Below are 18,872 nucleotides of genomic sequence, written 5' to 3'. Positions count from 1 at the left end.
TTTCTCTCTACCCGGGCACCACTTCCGTCTCCGCGCAGCCCTGGCTGAGACTTCGCACCAGGCCCCTGCGAAACAGCCTCCTACCTGGCAGGATGTCCAAACCGAGGGGTCCTGCGATTTCAAGTTGCCGCATTTCACCCCATACCATCGCGAGGCGATCGGAAACGCGCCGATGCTCTGGTACCACCAGCGGGTGTGGTCGGCGACGAAACAGCGGAAAGGTGCGGTGAGCGTCAGTGGCGTCAGCAGGTGGTGGCCCGATGGTCCCCAAACCTGGCCCACCTCCGGTGAAGCGCTGGTACCAGACGCGGCAGTCCCCATTCCCCTGGGAGCAGGACGCGCTGGATCACCTGCGTCGCCGGATGCCGGACACTGCTCCGCACTATGCCTGGGCGACCTTCTCGTTCACCGCGATGAGCGGTCGGATCAACGAGTGCGACCTGTTCGTCGCGACGCCTCGTGGCCTCTATCTGGTCGAGTTGAAGGGCCACCCGGGCCGGGTCGTCAACAGCGGCGACACGTGGAGCTTCCACGCTCCGGACGGCCGGATCCGCACCATCCGCAATCCGCTGCACCTCACCGACTTGAAGTCCAAGGAGCTCAAGTCCCGCCTCCAGGAAGCGGCGCGCTCCCTCTACCCGAGCCTGCGCATCCCGCGGATCGAGCCGGCGGTCTTCCTCTCCGACCCCCTCTTGCGCAGCGACCTCGACACGGTGCAGCGCACTCGCGTGTTCGGCCGGGACGGGGTCGACAGCGGCCTACCCGACATCTGGGACGACTTCCTCGGCCAGCCGCCGGACCGAGAGGAGTGGCGGATCCGCGAGGACTTCACCCGGCATCTTCCCGAGCTCATGAAGAAGATCGGTGTGCGGGCCTCCACCGCCCACCTCGACTTCGGTGACGGTTGGAAGCTCGCCTCCCGCCCCCTGGACGCCGGCCCCACCTGGGAGGACCGGCTCGCTGAACGCAAGGAGATGATCCACGAGGAGGGCCGGGTCCGGATCTACCTCGTCGAACAGCTCGCCGACCCTGCCAAGCGGCGGTCCACCACCCGTGCCGCCGAGCGCGAGTACCAGGTCCTTCAAGGGATCAACCACCGAGGCATCGCGCAGGCCGTTGCCCTGCGCCAGCATCAGGGCGGTCCGGCGATTCTCTTCCGGCACCGCGAGAGCGACCTGCGCCTGGACAACTACCTGGCGCTGCACGGACCGAAACTGTCCGAGGCGGTCCGGCGCAGCTTGGTACGCCAGCTCGCCGAGGCTGTCCGCTACGCCCACCGCCGCTCGCTCTACCACCGTGCCCTGGCCGCCCGCTCGGTGTACGTCAGCGCTCGTGACAACGGCTCGGCTCCGGTACTGCGGATCATTGACTGGCAGGCTTCGGCCCGCGACTTCGACACCACCTCCCTGCGCTCGCTCGGCGACACCTCGTTCACCGGCGAGCACCTGGAGGACGCCGCCCAGTGCTACCTGGCCCCCGAAGCCGACACCCTTTACCCCGACCCGGTCGAACTGGACGTCTTCGGCCTGGGCGCGGTAGCCCACCACATCCTCACCGGCACCCCACCGGCCTCGTCGCGTACAGCCCTCAAGGAGCGTCTTGCAGCCGACGGAGGCCTGCACATGTACGCGGTCAGCGACTCCGTCGACCCCAACCTCGACGAGCTGGTGTACGCGGCCACCCGCTCGCTCGGCGACGACCGGCTCGACTCCGCCGACGCCTTCCTCGATCTTCTCGACCGCGCCGAGCAGGAGAGCGCCGCCCAGGCTCTCTCGGTGGAAGCCGACCCGCTGGAGGCCACCGCCGGCCAGTCCGTCGACGGAGACTGGACGGTCGAACGGGTCCTCGGCTCCGGCGCCACTGCCCGAGCTCTCTACGTCACCCGCGCTGTCGAGGACGAGCACGGCCGCACGGTACGTGAGGAGCGCGTCCTCAAGGTCGCCCTGGACCAGGAGAAGAACGAGCGCCTCGCGGCGGAAGCCGCAGCCCTGAAGCAGGTCAGCAGCGGCCGCATCGTCAAGCTGTACGAAGGGCCGCGCATGCTGGCCGGACGCTGTGTCCTGGCGCTGGAGTACGCGGGTCAGGAGACGCTCGGCCAGCGGCTGCGCGCCAAGGGCCGCCTCGGTTACGAGGACCTGGCCTCCTTCGGTGAAGACCTGTTCACCGCCCTCGACGATCTGGCCGCCCGAGGCATGCGCCACCGAGACCTCAAGCCCGACAACCTGGGCATCATGCAGCGCGAAGACGGCGACGAGCAGCTGATGCTCTTCGACTTCTCCCTGGCCGGAGCCTCCGACCGCGACATCAAGGCCGGAACCCGCGGCTACCTCGACCCCTTCCTCGGCGCCGCACGGCGTCTGGTGTACGACGACTACGCCGAGCGGTACGCGGCCGGCGTCGTCCTGCACGAGATGGCTTCCGCCGTCCGCCCGGAGTGGGGCAGTGGCGGCGACGACCCGCAGACCGCTCTCACCGACGAGACGCCGGTGATCGCCGTCGACGCCTTCGAGCAGGCCCTCGCGCCCGGCCTGGAGTCCTTCTTCGAGCGGGCCCTGCACCGGGATGCGAAGCACCGCTTCGAAACCCTGGAGCAGATGCGCGACGCCTGGCGCTCGGTCTTCACCGAGGCCGAGAAGGGTCGTCCGCACCCGACCGGGGAGAGCGCAGCCCTGGCCGGTCTCGGTGTGTTGCCCGAAGGGCTGACCGAGGACGACATCCGCGACCTGCAGGCCGAGCGTGCCAAGCTCGGCACCGACCTCAAGGCCGCGGGCCTGACCGTGCGTGCGGCGGCGGTGGCCGAGGAGTTGGGCGCCACCACAGTCAGTGAACTTCTCGACCTGCCGCTCAACCGTTTCCGCGGCAAGCGGGGCATCGGTGCGGTGGTGAAGAAGGAGCTCAGCCGCAGGCACCGGCAGTGGACAACGGCTCTGCGGCCGAAGAAGGCGCGGGCGGCGGGTACCGCGGTTCCGGTAGCACGCGCAGAGGAACCGGCGCGGCCTGACCCCCCGGCGGAGGAGGCCGCCGCCTTCGAGCTGCTCGCCGGGGAGCAGCTCAGGCAGAACGTCGAGCGGCTCGCGGCCCTGCTCAACCCGGTGCCGGAGGGCCGCAAGGACAATCGGCGGCCCCAGGTGGTTGCGGCCTGGCTCGGTCTCGACGGGTCGGCCGCCGCAGGTGCCTGGCCCACCAACCGCGAGGTCGCGAAGATCGTCCGGGTATCCGAGTTCACCGTCTCCAAGCACCTCAGCGCTGCCATCGGTGAGTGGGCCGCGGCGGGCTGGATGATCGCGCTCCGCGACGAGCTGGTCGAGGCGGTACGGGAGGCCGGCCGGGTCATGACCGCCCACGAACTGGCCCGGGTCCTGGTCGCCGCGCACGGTTCGGAGAGCGAGAAGGTCGAAGGCGCCGAGCGGGCGGCCGCTGCGGTGGTCCGCGCCGCTGTCGCTGCCGAGACTCTTCTCACCGGCCGTGACGAGGAGCACGAACCCCGGCTGGAGCTGATGCGTCGGCGCGGGCGAATCGTGATCGCTCTGGCGTCCCTGGACGGGGCCGACGACCCCACCGCTGATGAGCTCGCGACGTACGCCATAGCGCTCGGCGAGGAGGCGGACCGGCTGGCTGGTGCCGAGCCTCTGCCCGCTTCCGACAGTGCGCTGCGTGATCTGCGCGCGGTCGGTGCCCCCGAGGGAATGACACCGCTGCCGGACGCGCGCCTGGTCACTCTGGCCGCGGCCACCTCCGACGGTGCGGCGGCCTCTCCTCGCCTGGAGCTGTACCCCCGTGATCTGGAACTGTGGCGGGCGTTGCAGATCTCGCAGGCGGCGGCGGGCGTGCGCCGGGAGACCGGCATCAGTCTGGAGGGCCTGCTGGCCCGTCTACGGTCCCGCTTCCCCGAGATGTTGCTCGACCGGCCCACGTATGTCGAGGTCGAGGACGCGCTGGCCAAGGCCGGTTTCCCTCTCACGTACGAGCGGACCGAGGAGCGCTTCAAGCCGTCCGTTCCGAGCTCCGCGTTCGGCGCGGCCACCAGCTGGCTGCGCTCGTCGAGCACGGGGACGCTCGCTGCCCGGCAGAGCACGCCGACAGGTACGGTGGGCGACGGCCGTGACCCGGTGCAGCAGCTGCGCTCCAAGCTGGACTCGGCGATTCACGCGGGCGGGTTCCTCGCCCTGAACGTGCACCACAAGCGGCTCCGGGGCGCAGCGGACGCGCTGGCGGAAGCCTTCCCGGTGCGGCAGGTGAACCTGGCGCAGGTCTTCCTCACCGAATTCAAGGCGCTCGCCGCCGAACAGGGCACTGACTGGTCCAAGGTCCTCGGCGCGGACACCCGCTATACCCGATCCGGCCAGCTGCCCGGCGGCCTGCGGTCGTACGTGGCCCGGGTCTGGCCGAGGGTGGCGGATCGGCTCGCCGAGGTGGGCCGACGGGAACCCGGCACGGTGCTCTTCGTCCACACGGCCGGGCTCCTGGCCCACTACTACGAGGCCGGCGGTCACGACATTCTCGTCGGCCTCCAGCGCGAGGCCCGTCGCCCGGGCGGCAACCCGCACGGGCTTTGGCTCCTCACCCCGGCCCAGAACCAGAACGGCTACCCCGAGTTGGACGGCCGCACAGTCGAGATCACCGGTGGCGACGCCGAGCGGGCGGTCTTGACGCAAGACTTCCTCACCTACCTGACGATGCATCGAGAGGCACTGGCACAGTGAGCGCGCGGAGCAAGGGCAAGAGCGATTCGCTCCTCAAGGACCTCCGGAAGCAGGTCGCGGCCCTGGAGGAGGACCTGCGGGCACGCAGTGAATCGATGGACGAGTACCGGGAGCGGCTGGAGGCCGAATACCGTCAGGCTCGGGAGGCCGAGCGAACCGCTGCGACGTACGGGGCGTGGCGGGACGAGCGGGTCACTCAGGTCGCGGCGGCGTGGGTGCTCGGGTGTGTGTTCGTACGGTTCTGCGAGGACAACCGGCTGGTGGAGCGGCCGTGGTTGGCGGGTGTCGGTGACCGGTTGAAGGACGCCGAGGACCACGACCATGAGTTCTTCGCGAAGAACCCGACGCTGAACGACCGTGACTGGATCATCGCGGCCTTCGAGCACCTGGCAGGGACGAACCGTACGGTGGCGGGTCTGTTCGACCGGGCCCACAACCCGATGTGGGAGATCGAGCCCTCGTACGAAGCGGCGACCGCGCTGCTGAAGTTCTGGCGACGGGTCGACGCGAACGGCGAACTCGTGCACGCGTTTGTTGACCCGGAGCTGGACACGCGGTTCCTCGGCGACCTCTACCAGGACCTGAGCGAGCACGCACGCAAGACGTACGCGCTGCTCCAAACCCCCGTCTTCGTCGAGGAGTTCATCCTCGACCTGACCCTGGAACCAGCGGTGGAGGAGTTCGGCCTGACCCCGGTCGTCAGGATCGTCGACGGGCACGGTGACGTACGTGAACTCCCGGAGGGACTGCGGACGATCGACCCGGCGTGCGGATCGGGTCACTTCCTGCTCGGCATCTTCGAGCGCATGCTGGCAAAGTGGCGGGATGCGGAACCCGGCACGGACGACATGGTGCTGATCCGGCGAGCCTTGGACGCGGTCCACGGCTGCGACAAGAACCCGTTCGCCGTGGCGATCGCGCGGTTCCGCCTGCTCGTCGCTGTGTTGAAGGCGGCGGACGTGCGGCGGCTGGACGCGCTGGGCGAGTTCCCGATCAACGTTGCGGTGGGGGACTCGCTGCTGCACGGGCGCGAGGCGCCGAAGCGGGACAGTGAGGACCTGTTCTCCAGCCAGGAGACCTTCCACTACCGCCCTGAGGACATCGAGGACTACGCGGAACGCTGCGATCTGCTGACCCGAGGCTCGTACCACGTGGTGGTCGGCAACCCGCCCTACATCACGGTCAAGGACAAGCAGGAGAACCTCAACTACCGGGTGTATGAGTCCTGTTCCGGCAAGTACGCGCTGTCGGTGCCGTTCGCGGAGCGACTGTTCCAGCTTGCGGTACGGACTGGTGGTTCGGAGCGGGATGCGGGGTATGTCGGGCAGATTACGGCAAACTCCTTCATGAAGCGGGAGTTCGGCAAGAAGCTGATCGAGGACTTCTTCCGGATGAAGGTCCACCTGACGCATGTCATCGATACGTCGGGTGCGTACATCCCCGGGCATGGGACGCCGACGGTGATTCTGGTGGGGCGGAACCATGTGCCTCGGCAGGAGGAGACAGTGCGGGCGGTGCTTGGCGTGCGGGGTGAGCCGAACCAGCCGGAGGACGCGGAGGATGGGCAGGTTTGGCGGGCCATTGTTGAGCAGGTCGGACGGTCGGGGAGCGAGTCGGATTGGGTCTCGGCCGGTGACTTGGAGCGCGGTGGATTTGCCGAACACCCGTGGTCGTTGAGCGGGGGTGGGGCCGGTGACCTGTTGGGCACGGTGGAGTCTGCCAGCCGGTCCCGATTGGAAGCCGCAGCGGAATCCGCTGGCATCATGTCGGTGACAGGTGAAGATGACCTGTTCTTGCTGTCAACTGACGGGGCCGCGCATCGTCTCGGGGTTGCTGAAACCCGCCCGATGGTGACGGGCGACGTCATTCGTGACTTCGTGGTTTCTTCCGCGGCGGATGCCATTTGGGTCTACGACGACAAGCTGAGCGCCTTGCCGTTGGCTTCAGTCGGTACCACGGCGCGGCTTCTGACTGCGTATCGGACGGCTATTGCACATCGGAAGCGATTCGGCGTTCCGATGGTTGAGCGTGGTATGGCCTGGCACGAATGGCAAGAGCTGTATCCGGGCAAGCTGAAGACGCCGCTGACGATCGCGTACGCAGAAGTTGCGACGCATAACCACTTCGTCCTGGACCGGGGCGGGAAGATTTTCAACCGCCCTGCGCCAGTGGTCAAGTTGCCGGAGGGGGCCACGGAGGATGAGCACCTGGCATTGCTCGGGGTGCTGAACTCGTCGACCGCGTGCTTCTGGCTCAAGCAGGTTTGTCACGACAAGGGAAACCGCGGTGAAGGCGGCGGGATCACCAGCGCCGGTTGGGAACGGTTCCACCAATTCAACAGCACAAAAGTTAAGCAGTTTCCCCTCCCTGATCAGTTCCCCCTCTCGCTCGGCCGTGCCCTAGACGCCCTCGCCCAGGAACTATCCGCCCACGAGCCCTCTGCCGTCTGCACCGCAGCAGCATCCCCCACCCGCACCCACCTCCACGCCGCCCGCGACGCCTGGACCCGCACCCGCGAGCGCATGATCTCCCTCCAGGAAGAGCTGGACTGGGAGGTCTACCACTCCTACGGGCTGCTTTCCGACGACGAGAAGGCGCTCCTCACCGTCGCCTCACCGTCGCCCACCACCATCCCCCGCGTCCGCCTCGGCGAACGAGCCTTCGAGATCGTGCTCGCGCGCAAGCAGAAGGCTGGGAAGATCGAGACCGCGTGGTTCGACCGCCACGGCTCCACCCCCGTCACCGAGATCCCCTCCCACTGGCCCGACTGGTACCGCGAGATCGTCCAGGCCCGCATCAACACCATCGAATCTCGCCGCGACCTTGCCCTCATCGAGCGCCCCGAGTGCAAGCGCCGCTGGTCCACCGACCCTTGGGAGAAGCGCGAGAAGGCAGCCCTCCGGACCTGGCTGCTCGACCGCTGCGAAGACAGGAGCCTCTGGTTCCACATCCGGGACGGCTTCGAGCAGCCCCGTACGCTCACCGTCGGGCAACTCGCCGACGAGGTGGAGAAGCGGCCGGACGCCGAAGCCGTCCTCAACACGGCCGCGCTGTACGCCACCCACCTCGGCAAGCCGAACCTTCCGCTCGCCGCCGTCCTCGCGGACGTGATCGACGCCGAACACGTTCCCTACCTCGCCGCGTACCGCTACAAGGACTCCGGCCTGCGCAAGCGTGCCCAGTGGGAGGAGGTCTGGGACCTCCAGCGCAAGGAGGACAAGGGCGAACTCGATCTCATGGACAAGGAGGGGAACCCTCTCCCCATTCCCGTCCCTCCGAAGTACGCCTCCGCCGACTTCACCAAGCAGAGCTACTGGTCCAACCGCGGTAAGCTCGACGTCCCCAAGGAGCGCTTCGTCTCCTACCCGGACGCGAGCCCCGACGCCGACCCCTCCCTGCTCCTCGGCTGGGCCGGCTGGGACCATCGCGACCAGGCCACCGCGCTGCTCAATCTCGTACAGGATCGCCGTCGCGAGCACGCCTGGCCCGAGGAGCGGATCCTTCCGCTCCTCGCCGGGATCGCCGAGCTGATGCCCTGGCTGCGTCAGTGGTTCGGTGAGGTGGACGATGAGTGGGGCGAGCAGTCCGCCGCCGAGGAGCTACAGAGCTTCCTTGATGGGGAGTTGGACGACCTCGGCATCGCTCGGACCGCGCTCCCCGCCTGGCGCCCGCATAAGAAGACCCGGGCGCGCAAGGCCGCAGCGGCTGCGAAGAAGACGACCAAGACGGCGATGGAAGAAGGCACGGACGGCCATGAGTAACGGCACCAGCAACGGCGAGCTCTACCTGCGCGACGTGCTCGACCTGCCCGATTCCGTCCTTGCCGGCTCGTTCAAGGTCGACCTGTCCGAGGGCATCGAGCAGACCGAGGAATCCGTCCGTCAGTACGTCGTCACGGCCAACATCGACAAGGCGCTGCGCCGCGCGCTCACCGTCGTACGAGAGTCGGTGCGGTCTGGCAAGCCCAACGCGTCCTATCTGCACGGCTCGTTCGGCTCCGGCAAGAGCCACTTCATGACCGTGCTGCACGCGATCCTCGCCGACTCTCCGGCCGCCCGTACCAAGGCGACTCTTCAGCCGATCATCGCGGACCACGACTCCTGGATGCGGGGCCGCAAGTTCCTCAAGGTCCCCTTCCACCTGGTGGGCGCGACCGACCTGGACTCCGCGATCCTCGGCGGCTACGTCCGCTTCATCCGGGAAGCGGAGCCGGACGCCTCGGTCCCGCCGGTCTACCGGGCCGACGCGATGCTCGAAGACGCCCGCAGGCAACGGGAGTTCTTCAAGGACGACGCACAGTTCGTCCGCTGGCTGGGCGACCCCTCGCTGCCGCAGGACGAGGGGGCCGCAGCAGGCGCTGACTCGGGAGAGGACGACGATCTGGACGACCTGGAGGATCTCGATCTCAAGGAGGCTCCCAAGGTCTGGACTCCGGCGCTGCTCAACGAGGCATTCGATGCCGCCCCAGGCGAGAAGACCCGAAACTGGCTGGTCTCGGCTCTCCTCTCTGGCCCCTACTCCTCCTACGCGCAGGGCGCCCTCGGCGCGAAGGACGCCTATCTGCCGCTGGAGAACGGCCTCGACATCATCAGCCAGCACGCCAAATCCCTGGGCTACGACGCGCTGATTCTCTTCATCGACGAACTGATCCTCTGGCTGCAGGCGCACCTCACCGACCGGATCTTCGTGAACAACGAGGTCGACAAGCTGGTCAAGCTGATCGAATCGGGCACCGGCGGTCGTGCACTGCCGATCGTGTCGTTCATCTCTCGGCAGCGTGATCTGTCGGAGCTGATCGGCGCCAACACCGTCGGCGTGGACGCCAAGAACTTGGAGGCGCAGCTCAAGTATCTGGCGGGCCGGATCGATCCGATCGACCTGGAGGACCGTAACCTCCCGGAGATCGTGAAGGAACGCGTCCTCAAGCCGCGTGACGCCGCCGCCCGCTCCGCCCTCGACGCGGCGTTCGCCGGTATCGAGACCTCCAACCAGTCGGTCCGTGACGTCCTGCTCGACCCGCAGGGCGCCACCCACGCCGACTGGGCGGACTTCAAGGCGCTCTACCCGGTTTCCCCGGTGCTCCTGAACGTGCTCGTCGCGCTCTCCGGCGCGCTCCAGCGCGAACGCACTGGCCTCAAGCTGCTCCAGCAGCTGCTTTACAAGCGGCGCGACGACCTGAAGGTCGGCCAGCTGATCCCGCTCGGCGATTTGTGGGACGTCCTCGCCGAGGACTTGAAGGGTGCCTTTACCGAGCGGCTGACCCGGGAGGCGGAGGCGGCGGACCGCTTCCACGGCAAGGTCCGGGAGTTCCTCCTGGAGAAGTACGGGTCTGCGGACGACCCCAAGTTCATCGCCGACGAGCGCTTCGTCAAGACCCTGCTGCTCGCCTACCTGGCGCCCGAGGTCCCCGCCCTGACCCGGCTGACGGGTCCCCGGCTCGCCGCTCTCAATCACGGCTCGATCCGATCTCGTACCGGGCAGGAGGACCGGATCGTCGTCACGCGGCTGCGGGACCTGCAGGCCCGGTTCCCCGGCGAGCTGCGCACCGAGGGCACCGCTGACCCGGTGTTCACTCTGCATCTGTCGGATCTCGATGTCGAGCCGATTCTGGACAGCGTCGGAGAGAAGGACAACGTGCCCGCCCGCAAGCGGTGGGTGCAGGAATGGCTGTGGCGGGAGCTCAAGATCGTCGACGACGGCGGTTTCGTCTCCACGAGGGAGATCGTGTGGCACGGGACCAAGCGCACCGCCGAGTTCGTCTTCGAGAACGTACGCGACCGGCAGTTGTTGCCGTCCGCGCAGTTCGAGCCGTCCTCGCCGGACCGGATCCGCTTCGTCATCGACTACCCCTTCGATGAGGAGAGCTCGCCCAGCGCGGACGAGAATCGGGTCCGTGAACTCCAGCAGGAGCAGCCGCAGTCCGCGACGATCGTCTGGCTTCCGTCCTTCCTTGCCTCGCAGCGGATCAACCAGCTCGGCCGCCTCCTGAAGATCAACTACCTGCTCGAACGCGACCACCTCAAGGACTTCGCCACCCACCTGTCCTCCGACGACCAGATCCGGGTCCGGCACCAGCTGGAGGCCCAGCGCGAGACGCTCATCGCCAACCTCGGCACTGTCCTGCACCAGGCCTACGGCATCAACAAGGGCAGTGACACCGATCTGGGTTCCGAGGTCACCGAGGGCCGCCATGTGCATGCGCTCTACGCCGGGCACACCCCTGAACTCCAGCGTGGCGGAGTCTTCGAGTACAACCTGCTCAAGCTCGCTGACGGTCTGCTCGATGCAATGTTCCCCAAGCACCCGAACTTCGACCGGGGGGAGACACGCAAGCCGGTCACCCCTGCCCAGTTCCGCAAGGCGTACGAGTGGATCGTCAAGGCCATGGACGACGACTCCCGCCGCGTCATCGTCGACAGCGGGGACCTGGGGCTGGTCGCGAAGATCGTGCACCCCCTTGAGCTGGGCGAAGTGCACGACGGCCCACTGAACGTCTCCACCGACTGGCGTCGGGCCATCGACCAACAAGCGGGCAAGCACCAGGCCAAGGGTGACTACAAGGTCGAGGACATCCGTACGTGGATCGCCGATCTGGGCTGGACCGGCCTGGACCGCATCGTGTCCAACCTCGTGATCGCCACGTACGCGCTGCTCGCCGACCGCTCCTGGCTCTACAACGGCGAGCCAAAGCCCGCACCGTCCCTCGACCAGATCGGCCCCGGCTGGACCCTGCGTGCCCAGGAGCTGCCCAGCGCCGAGGAGTTCGCCGCCGCGCACACCCGGGCCGCAGCTGTCTTCGGAAGCAGTGACGTGCCCACCCTGCTCTTCGCCCGGAACGTCAACGCGCTTGCCCAGCGGGTCCGGGAGAAGGCGGAGGCCGGTGACCGTGCCGTGGATGGACTCCGCCGTGCACTGGACCGGTTCCGTACCTCTCTCGGGATTTCCGGTGAGCAGCCGACCTCGCGTGAGCGGGCGGTGCGTGACGCAGCCGACCTGCTCGCGCGGATCAAGCAGACTCCGGACCCGACCCCGCTCGCCCGGGATCTCGCGGCCGTCTCCTACCAGACCACCGATGTGGTGCTCGGCAAGACGGTCTCCTCCGCGCAGAGCGTCCTGGACGCCCTGGACAGCACCGACTGGGAGCTGATCGACAGCCTGCGTGCCTACACCGGGCGCGGGGACGCCCTCGCCGATCGTTCCCAGCACCTGCTCTCCGAGATCGCCGAGGCAGCGGCCAAGGACGAGTTCGACACCGAGCTCGCTCCGGTCCTGACCGGCGCCCGTAAGCAGGCGGTGGCGCTGATCAACGAGGCGGCGCGGCTCAGCACGGTGGCTCCTCCCGTACCGCCGACGTCCACGGCCCCCGGCCCGCAACAGCCGGGCCCCGAGGACGTCAGCCTGCCCGGCCACGACCAGCCGTCGGTGCCCTCGGAACGGACACCCTCGACGGGCCAGCCCGATGCCACGGCACAGCCCGTCGCCCGGCGCGTCCGACGGCTCCTCGCGGATGGCGACCCCACCGCCCTGGAGCGGTCGATCGGCAACGCGCTGGCCGGGTTCCAGGAGGAGATCCGTGCCTACGCGGCCGAGCATCCCGGTGTAGAGATCGAGATCAACTGGACGGTGCGCAGCCCGCAGCACGGTTCCACCGACGCGGGCAGTGAGAGCTGATGGGGGCCGTCGTGCCGGAACTCGACCAACGGGTCGTCGCCGGACTTCTCACCACCCGCCTCCCCCAGGCCAAGGGGCGACGTCTCGTGCTCGTCCAGGGCAGATACGCAGGGGGCAGCCCCGAGGAGTTCACGCTTGCTGTCGGCGACGGCGAGCGGCGCACCGTCCGGGTCGTGCACAGCACCTCGGCCCTGGGCGTCACCGACGCCTGGCAGACCCATCTCAAGGACAGGGGTGACAAACAGGACGTCCTTGTGGTGACGACCGACGTTCCCGACGAGCGGCTTGGGCTCGATCTGGTCGGCGAGATGGTGCGCTCGCACGTCATCAAGGTCGACGAGGCCGACATCGTCAAGCAGCTCTTCGGGGCGGCTAACCTGGACCCTCGGATGCGGCGTGACCCTTGGTTGTGGCTGCCCGCCGCGCTGATCGCGGCCGAACCGGCCTCCGGCGGCTGGCCTCAGCACGGGGCCGTCCTCACCCTGGACGCCGCGATGCGCGCCCTGGTCGGCTGCCGACTCGGCCTCACCGAGGTCTTCGAGGGCGGCGGCTCGGTCGACATGGACGCGCTGCTCGCCTGGTCCCGCACCCCCGGCGGACCCGAGCGGTTCGCCGCCCTTGAGGAGACCGAGCGGGCCGGTATCGCGGGCTGGCTGGAGCAGAGTGCCGGCGACGCCGCTCCACTCCTGCTCCGGCTCGCACTGAACGGCCGCGGCGCAGAGGCCACCGCGCTCGGCTTGCTCGCCTCCGCGGTCGCAGAGGAAAACGCCTCCCCGGACGCCGCCATGGCGCTCGGCACTCTCTTCGGCGCGGCCGGCGCCAAGGTCAGCGAACTGCGCTCGTACGCCCGCGCGGTGGAAGGTGCCCTGACCCGCTGGATCGACGAGGCCGCCGGCCGCGGCGCCTCGGCCGAACAGGCCAGACAGCGAGTCCTCGCGGTGCTGCGACAGGCCGACGAACTCGCCGACGCCGCCCACCTGACCGACGCCCTGGCGGACAACCCCTTCCTGCTCTCCGGCCTCCAGGCCCGACTCGGGCGCCTCGCCGAGGCGTTGCCCATCGGCGCCGAAGCCGCCCAGGCCGCCTGGGATCACGTACGGGACCACCGCACTGCTTCCCTGTTCGCCGCGCACCGGGTCGAACTCGCCGGGATGGCGGTCCGTCTCGCTCGCTGGCTGGAGGAGCCGGAGCCACAGGTGACCGACGTCGACCAGGCTGTACGCACCCATGCGGCCGACTGGGGACTGATTGACCGGGCTCTCACACAGTTGTGGTCCGGCGACACCGAGGCCGACCCCGTACTCGCCCGCGCCTATCGGGACCTGTACGCCACCGCGCAGCACAGGCGCCGCTCCCTCGACGAGTCCTTCGCCGCGAAGCTGGCCCCCTGGGCAGCCCACGCCACGACCGGTCACTCCGAGGGCGCGCTCCTCATCGAGGACGTCCTCGAACAGATCGTGGCTCCGCTTGCGAAAAAGAAGGACCGGCCCCGGCCACTCCTGATCATCCTCGACGGTATGAGCAGCGCGGTCGCCGCCCAGCTCGGCGAGGAACTGACCGGCACCGGCCGCTGGAGCGAACTGGCGCCTGGCGGACAGCGGGCTGCTGCCGTCGCGATGATCCCCTCGGTAACGGTGATCAGCAGGGCCACCCTGCTCTCCGGACGCCCGGCCGTGGGCGGGCAGAGCGTGGAGCATGATGGCTTCGCCGCCTTCTGGCGCGACCGGCACCGTCTCGGCTCCTCACTTTTCCACAAGGCGGACATTCCCGGCCCTCCCGGGCATCTGCTCCACCCTCGCCTGGTCGCCGCTCTCGCCTCGGACGACGTGGTCGCGGTGGTCCTCAACACCATCGACGACGGCCTTGACCATGGGCAGCAGGGCTCCGTCTCCGCTTGGTCGGTGGCCGACATCACCTATCTCCAGGAACTCCTCAACGGGGCCAGGGGCCAGGGCCGCCCGGTGGTTCTGGTCGCCGACCACGGTCACGTCCTGGACCGGTCTGCACCCGGCGAAGGGCCGGTGTCCGCCGAAGGCGTGGAATCCGCACGATGGCGCACCGGAACGGTTCCCGGGGAGGGAGAAGTCCATCTGGTCGGCCCCCGCGTCCTGGAGAACGACGGCCGCGTCACCGTCCCCTGGGACGAGCGGATCCGCTACACCCCACGCAAGGCGGGCTACCACGGCGGAGCGTCCCTGGCAGAGATGACCGTGCCGATCCTCGTTCTCACCCCCTCTGCCACGTTCGCTCCAGCCGGTTGGAGCGAGGTGTCGGCGGAGTCCGTACAGCCGCAGTGGTGGAAGCCACGCGAAGGGATCCCCGGTGCACCGCCCGTCCACGTCGAACCGGCCCGCAAACCGACGCCTCCCAAAAAGAAGCAACGGCCTCAGGAGGGTGAGCTCTTCGCCGATGATGCGGTCAAGACTCCTGCGGCAAAGAGCGCACCCGCCGTCCCTGAGTGGGTCAGCCTCGGACAGCAGGTGGTCGCCACCAAGATCTACGAGAACCAGGGCAAGTACGTCCGCAAAGCCCCCGAGCGCAAAGTGGTGGCCGCCGTCATCGACGCACTCGACGCGGCAGGCGGCACCCTCTCCCTCGCCGCCGTCCAGGCCGCTGTCACCGCCTCTGGTGGTCGGACGCACACGCGCCCCGAAGGGCTGGTCACCATGCTCACCCGGATGCTCAACATCGAGGGATACGAGGTCATCGGACTGATCGACTCCCGCACCCGAGTACGCCTGGACCGCGACATCCTGCGCGAACAGTTCGAACTCACCGGCCAGACAGGTTCTGCAGGGGAGAGCAACCGATGATCTCCGCACGTGTGAGCGCAGCCCGCCGCAGGGAGGTCCTGGACGCACTGCGGCGCGGCACCGTACCCCAGTCCGGGCTTGACCTTTTTGCGGTGGGCCTGGACCGCTTCGCCCCGGCCCTGGATGAGCGGATCACCGGCACCGCGAGCGGCGGCGCCGCCTTCCACGCGATCCGCGGCGAGTACGGCTCCGGCAAGACCTTCTTCGCTCGCTGGCTCGCCGAACGCGCCAAGCGGGCTGGGTTCGCCACCGCCGAGATCCAGATCTCGGAGACCGAGACACCGCTGCACAAACTGGAGACGGTCTACCGCCGCCTCACCGAACGCCTGACCACCGCCACCGAACCGGCCAGTGCCTTGCGCGCCATCGTGGACGGCTGGTTCTACACCCTGGAGGAGGAGGTGGACGAGGCCCACCCGGAACTCGCCGAGGATCCAGGCGCCTTGGAGAGCGCCGTCGAGAACCTCCTGGAGGAACGGCTCCGTATGGTCGCCCGTACCACCCCGGCCTTCTCCGCCGCCCTGCGCGGCTACCGCAAGGCCGTCGTCGCCGGGGACACGGCGACCGCCGAGTCCGTCATCGCTTGGCTCGGCGGCCAGAAGTCGGTCGCCGCCTCCGCCCGGCGCACCGCGGGGGTACGCGGCGACCTCGACCACTTCGCTGCCCTCGGCTTCCTCCAGGGGCTGCTCACTGTCCTCAGGGACTGCGGCCACCCCGGACTCCTCGTGGTCCTCGATGAGATCGAAACCCTCCAGCGGGTGCGGGGGGACGTCCGTGAGAAGGGGCTGAACGCCCTGCGTCAGCTCCTCGACGAGATCGACTCCGGACGCTTCCCCGGCCTCTTCCTGGTGATCACCGGAACCCCGGCCTTCTACGACGGCCAGCAGGGCGTCCAACGGCTCCCCCCGCTCGCCCAACGGCTCGCCACCGACTTCTCCACCGATACGCGCTTCGACTCCCCGCGCGCCGTCCAGCTCCGGCTGACCGGCTTCGACCTGCAGCGACTCGGTGAACTCGGCCGCGCAGTACGGGACTTGTACGCGGGCGCGGCCCGCCACCCGGATCGGATCGCCGCCCACGTCGACCACGCATACATCTCCGAACTGGCCACCGCGATGACCGGGCGCCTCGGCGGACGGGCCGGCATCGCTCCCCGATTGTTCCTGCGCAAACTGGTAGCAGACGTCCTCGACCGGGTCGACGAGTTTGAGGACTTCGACCCACGCACCCACTACGCGCTGACCGTCAGCACGGCGGAACTCACCGAGGTCGAACGCAACGCGGCGGCGGACAACGCCGACGAGATTGAACTGGACCTGTCGTGACGGGCGCACCCGAGCCACTCGACCGGCTCCACCCCGGCCTCGTCCACCACATCGTCAACACGCTGGGCTGGCCCGGACTCCGGCCCCTGCAGGAGGAGTCCATCGTCCCGCTGCTCGACGGCTCGGACGCGATCCTCCTCGCGCCCACCGCCGGCGGCAAAACCGAGGCGGTCTCTTTCCCGCTGCTTTCCCGGATGGCCCAGGAACGGTGGACGGGCACCTCGGTGCTGTACGTGTGTCCGCTGAAAGCGCTCCTCAACAACCTGCTGCCGCGGCTGGAGACCTACACTGCCTGGCTGGGCCGCACGGCCGCCTTGTGGCACGGGGACGTTTCGCAGCCCAAGCGCAGGCGGATCCTGACCAACCGGCCCGACATCCTGTTGACCACCCCCGAATCACTCGAAGCCATGCTGGTCAGCGCCAACGTCGACCACCGGGCCTTCTTCTCCGGGCTGCGCACCATCGTGGTCGACGAGGTACACGCCTTCGCCGGGGATGACCGGGGCTGGCACCTTCTCGCCGTCCTCGAACGCCTGGAACGTGTGGTGGGACGGCCGGTTCAGCGCGTCGGCCTCTCGGCCACGGTGGGCAACCCGGAGGAGCTACTCGGCTGGCTGCAGGGATCCGGCCGGGGCAGGAGGACGGCCACGGTGGTCGCCCCGCACCTCCGCGAAAAGCAGCCCGTCCTCCCGCCGCCTGGAGACATTCAGCTCGACTACGTGGGCTCAGTGGAGAACGCGGCCAAGGTGATCGCCACCCTGCACCGGGGGGAAAAGCGCCTCGTCTTCTGCGAGTCACGGCGACAGGTGGAGAAGCTCGGCGAATCTTTGCGGGCCAAGGGCGTCACCACTTTCCTCTCGCACGCCTCGCTCTCCGTGGACGAGCGACGACGGGCCGAGGAAGCCTTCGCCGAGGCCCGCGACTGCGTGATCGTCTCCACCTCCACGCTCGAACTCGGCATCGACGTAGGAGACCTCGACCGGGTCATCCAGATCGACGCACCCGGCAAGGTGGCCTCGTTCCTGCAACGTCTCGGCCGGACCGGTCGCCGCGCCGGTTCCACCCGCAACTGCCTTTTCCTCTCCCTCGACGAGGACGGCCTCCTCGCCTCCGCCGCGCTGCTCCTGCTCTGGTCGCGGGGCTGGGTCGAGCCGGTGATCGCCCCGCCCGAGCCCCGCCACATCGCCGCCCAGCAGATCCTGGCGCTCTGCCTGCAGGAGCATCGGGTCGGCGACCGCCTCTGGCCCGAGTGGTGGGGTGGCCTCGGCCCCTTCGGTCCCGCCGCCGAGCCGATCGTCCGGCACCTCGTTGAGGAGGGATTCCTTGACCGGGACGGAGGAATGCTGTTCATCGGCCCCGAGGCCGAACAGCGCTTCGGCTTCCGCCACTTCATGGACCTGACTGCGGTGTTCACGGCCGCCCCCGAGTTCACCGTCCTGGCAGGCCGTACCGAGATCGGCACCACAGACCCGGCGCTGCTCACGGAGGAGGTAGCGGGCCCCCGACGGCTGCTGCTCGCCGGACGCAGCTGGGAGGTGGCCTACATCGACTGGGCGCGGCGCCGCTGCTTCGTCGAACCTGTCGAGGGTGGTGGGCGGGCCCGCTGGGGCGGGCTGGGCGGCGGACGGGTCGCCTCGTACGAGCTCACGCGCGCGGCCCGCGAGGTCCTTCTCGGTGCGACACCGCCGGTCACCCTCACTCGGCGCGCCCAGGCCGCACTCGCCGAAGCCCGTGAGAGCGGCACGGAGTTGGTGCACCCGGAGCGGACGGTGATTGTGCGAGGCGGCAAGGACACCAGCGTGCGCTGGTGGACCTGGGCCGGTCAGCGAGCCAACGCGACACTGGCCGCGACGCTCAGCACGGTGGCCGACCCTCTCCAGCGGCCTACCGCCACACATCTCCGGCTCCGCGAGGACCTCACTCCCGAAGCCTGGAAGGAGGCCACCGCGGATGCCAAGGATCGGATGGGTCTGCCCGCGGTGGATCCTCGGGCCTTGCAAGGTCTGAAGTTCAGCGCGGCGCTGCCCACCCGACTGGCGGAAGCCACTCTGGCCGCCCGTCTGGCGGACCTGGACGGGGCGGCGGCAAGCCTGGCGGAAGCCGTACGATTCACCGGATCAGGGCGCCAAGTCTCCTGACCTTGCCGTGCGCCGGGCCGGGCTAAGCCAACGTCGTCATCGCCAGCACGGTGGCTGCCAAGATGCGGAATCCACGACTTTCTGACGCGCTTAAAGGGTGCAGAGAAGGCAGCACAATATCGACGGCATTTACATGCGCACACAACTATCCGGGAGTGCTCTCAATGCCGCCGGGAATCGCTTGATTGGCTGGAGGCGTCGACCCTGGCCAGCGGATTTCGT

Annotated in this window: 6 protein-coding genes; all 6 read left to right on the top strand. The window is 68.7% G+C overall.

Annotation, left to right across the window (positions count from 1 at the left end):
• Window positions 1-260 precede the first annotated feature (260 nt).
• Genes pglW through ACZ6CV_RS15850 form a run of 6 tightly spaced genes read left to right on the top strand, consistent with a single transcriptional unit; the run spans window position 261 to window position 18,650 of the window.
• Window positions 261-4,703 carry a BREX system serine/threonine kinase PglW gene (gene pglW, locus ACZ6CV_RS15875; protein WP_469251345.1) on the top strand — a complete coding sequence of 1,481 codons (4,443 nt, stop codon included), beginning with the start codon at window positions 261-263 and terminating at the stop codon, window positions 4,701-4,703.
• A complete protein-coding gene (gene pglX, locus ACZ6CV_RS15870; protein ID WP_469251344.1) occupies window positions 4,700-8,464 on the top strand; it encodes a BREX-2 system adenine-specific DNA-methyltransferase PglX in 3,765 nt (1,254 codons plus the stop codon). The genes pglW and pglX overlap by 4 nt, the downstream gene beginning before the upstream one ends.
• Window positions 8,457-12,374 (top strand): BREX-2 system ATPase PglY family protein, encoded by a 3,918-nt coding sequence (locus tag ACZ6CV_RS15865; RefSeq protein ID WP_469251343.1) that lies wholly within the window; start codon window positions 8,457-8,459, stop codon window positions 12,372-12,374. Before pglX ends, ACZ6CV_RS15865 begins: the two co-directional genes overlap by 8 nt.
• 11 nt (window positions 12,375-12,385) lie before the next feature.
• The gene (gene pglZ / locus ACZ6CV_RS15860; RefSeq protein WP_469251342.1) at window positions 12,386-15,187 is read left to right on the top strand and encodes a BREX-2 system phosphatase PglZ; all 2,802 of its coding nucleotides are present in this window, start codon (window positions 12,386-12,388) and stop codon (window positions 15,185-15,187) included.
• Window positions 15,184-16,512 carry a BREX system ATP-binding protein BrxD gene (gene brxD / locus ACZ6CV_RS15855; RefSeq protein ID WP_469251341.1) on the top strand — a complete coding sequence of 443 codons (1,329 nt, stop codon included), beginning with the start codon at window positions 15,184-15,186 and terminating at the stop codon, window positions 16,510-16,512. The genes pglZ and brxD overlap by 4 nt, the downstream gene beginning before the upstream one ends.
• Window positions 16,509-18,650 carry a DEAD/DEAH box helicase gene (locus tag ACZ6CV_RS15850; protein WP_469251340.1) on the top strand — a complete coding sequence of 714 codons (2,142 nt, stop codon included), beginning with the start codon at window positions 16,509-16,511 and terminating at the stop codon, window positions 18,648-18,650. The genes brxD and ACZ6CV_RS15850 overlap by 4 nt, the downstream gene beginning before the upstream one ends.
• Window positions 18,651-18,872 lie beyond the last annotated feature (222 nt).

The sequence above is a fragment of the Streptomyces sp. NPDC041713 genome (assembly GCF_055591085.1).
Note: the sequence above shows the minus strand (reverse complement) of the source record. Positions and strands in the feature narration are given on the sequence as shown.

Coding starts and splice junctions, on each gene's coding strand:
- brxD (WP_469251341.1), top strand. CDS start 15,184: ATGATCTCCGCACGTGTGAGCGCAGCCCGCCGCAGGGAGGTCCTGGAC.
- pglW (WP_469251345.1), top strand. CDS start 261: ATGGTCCCCAAACCTGGCCCACCTCCGGTGAAGCGCTGGTACCAGACG.
- ACZ6CV_RS15865 (WP_469251343.1), top strand. CDS start 8,457: ATGAGTAACGGCACCAGCAACGGCGAGCTCTACCTGCGCGACGTGCTC.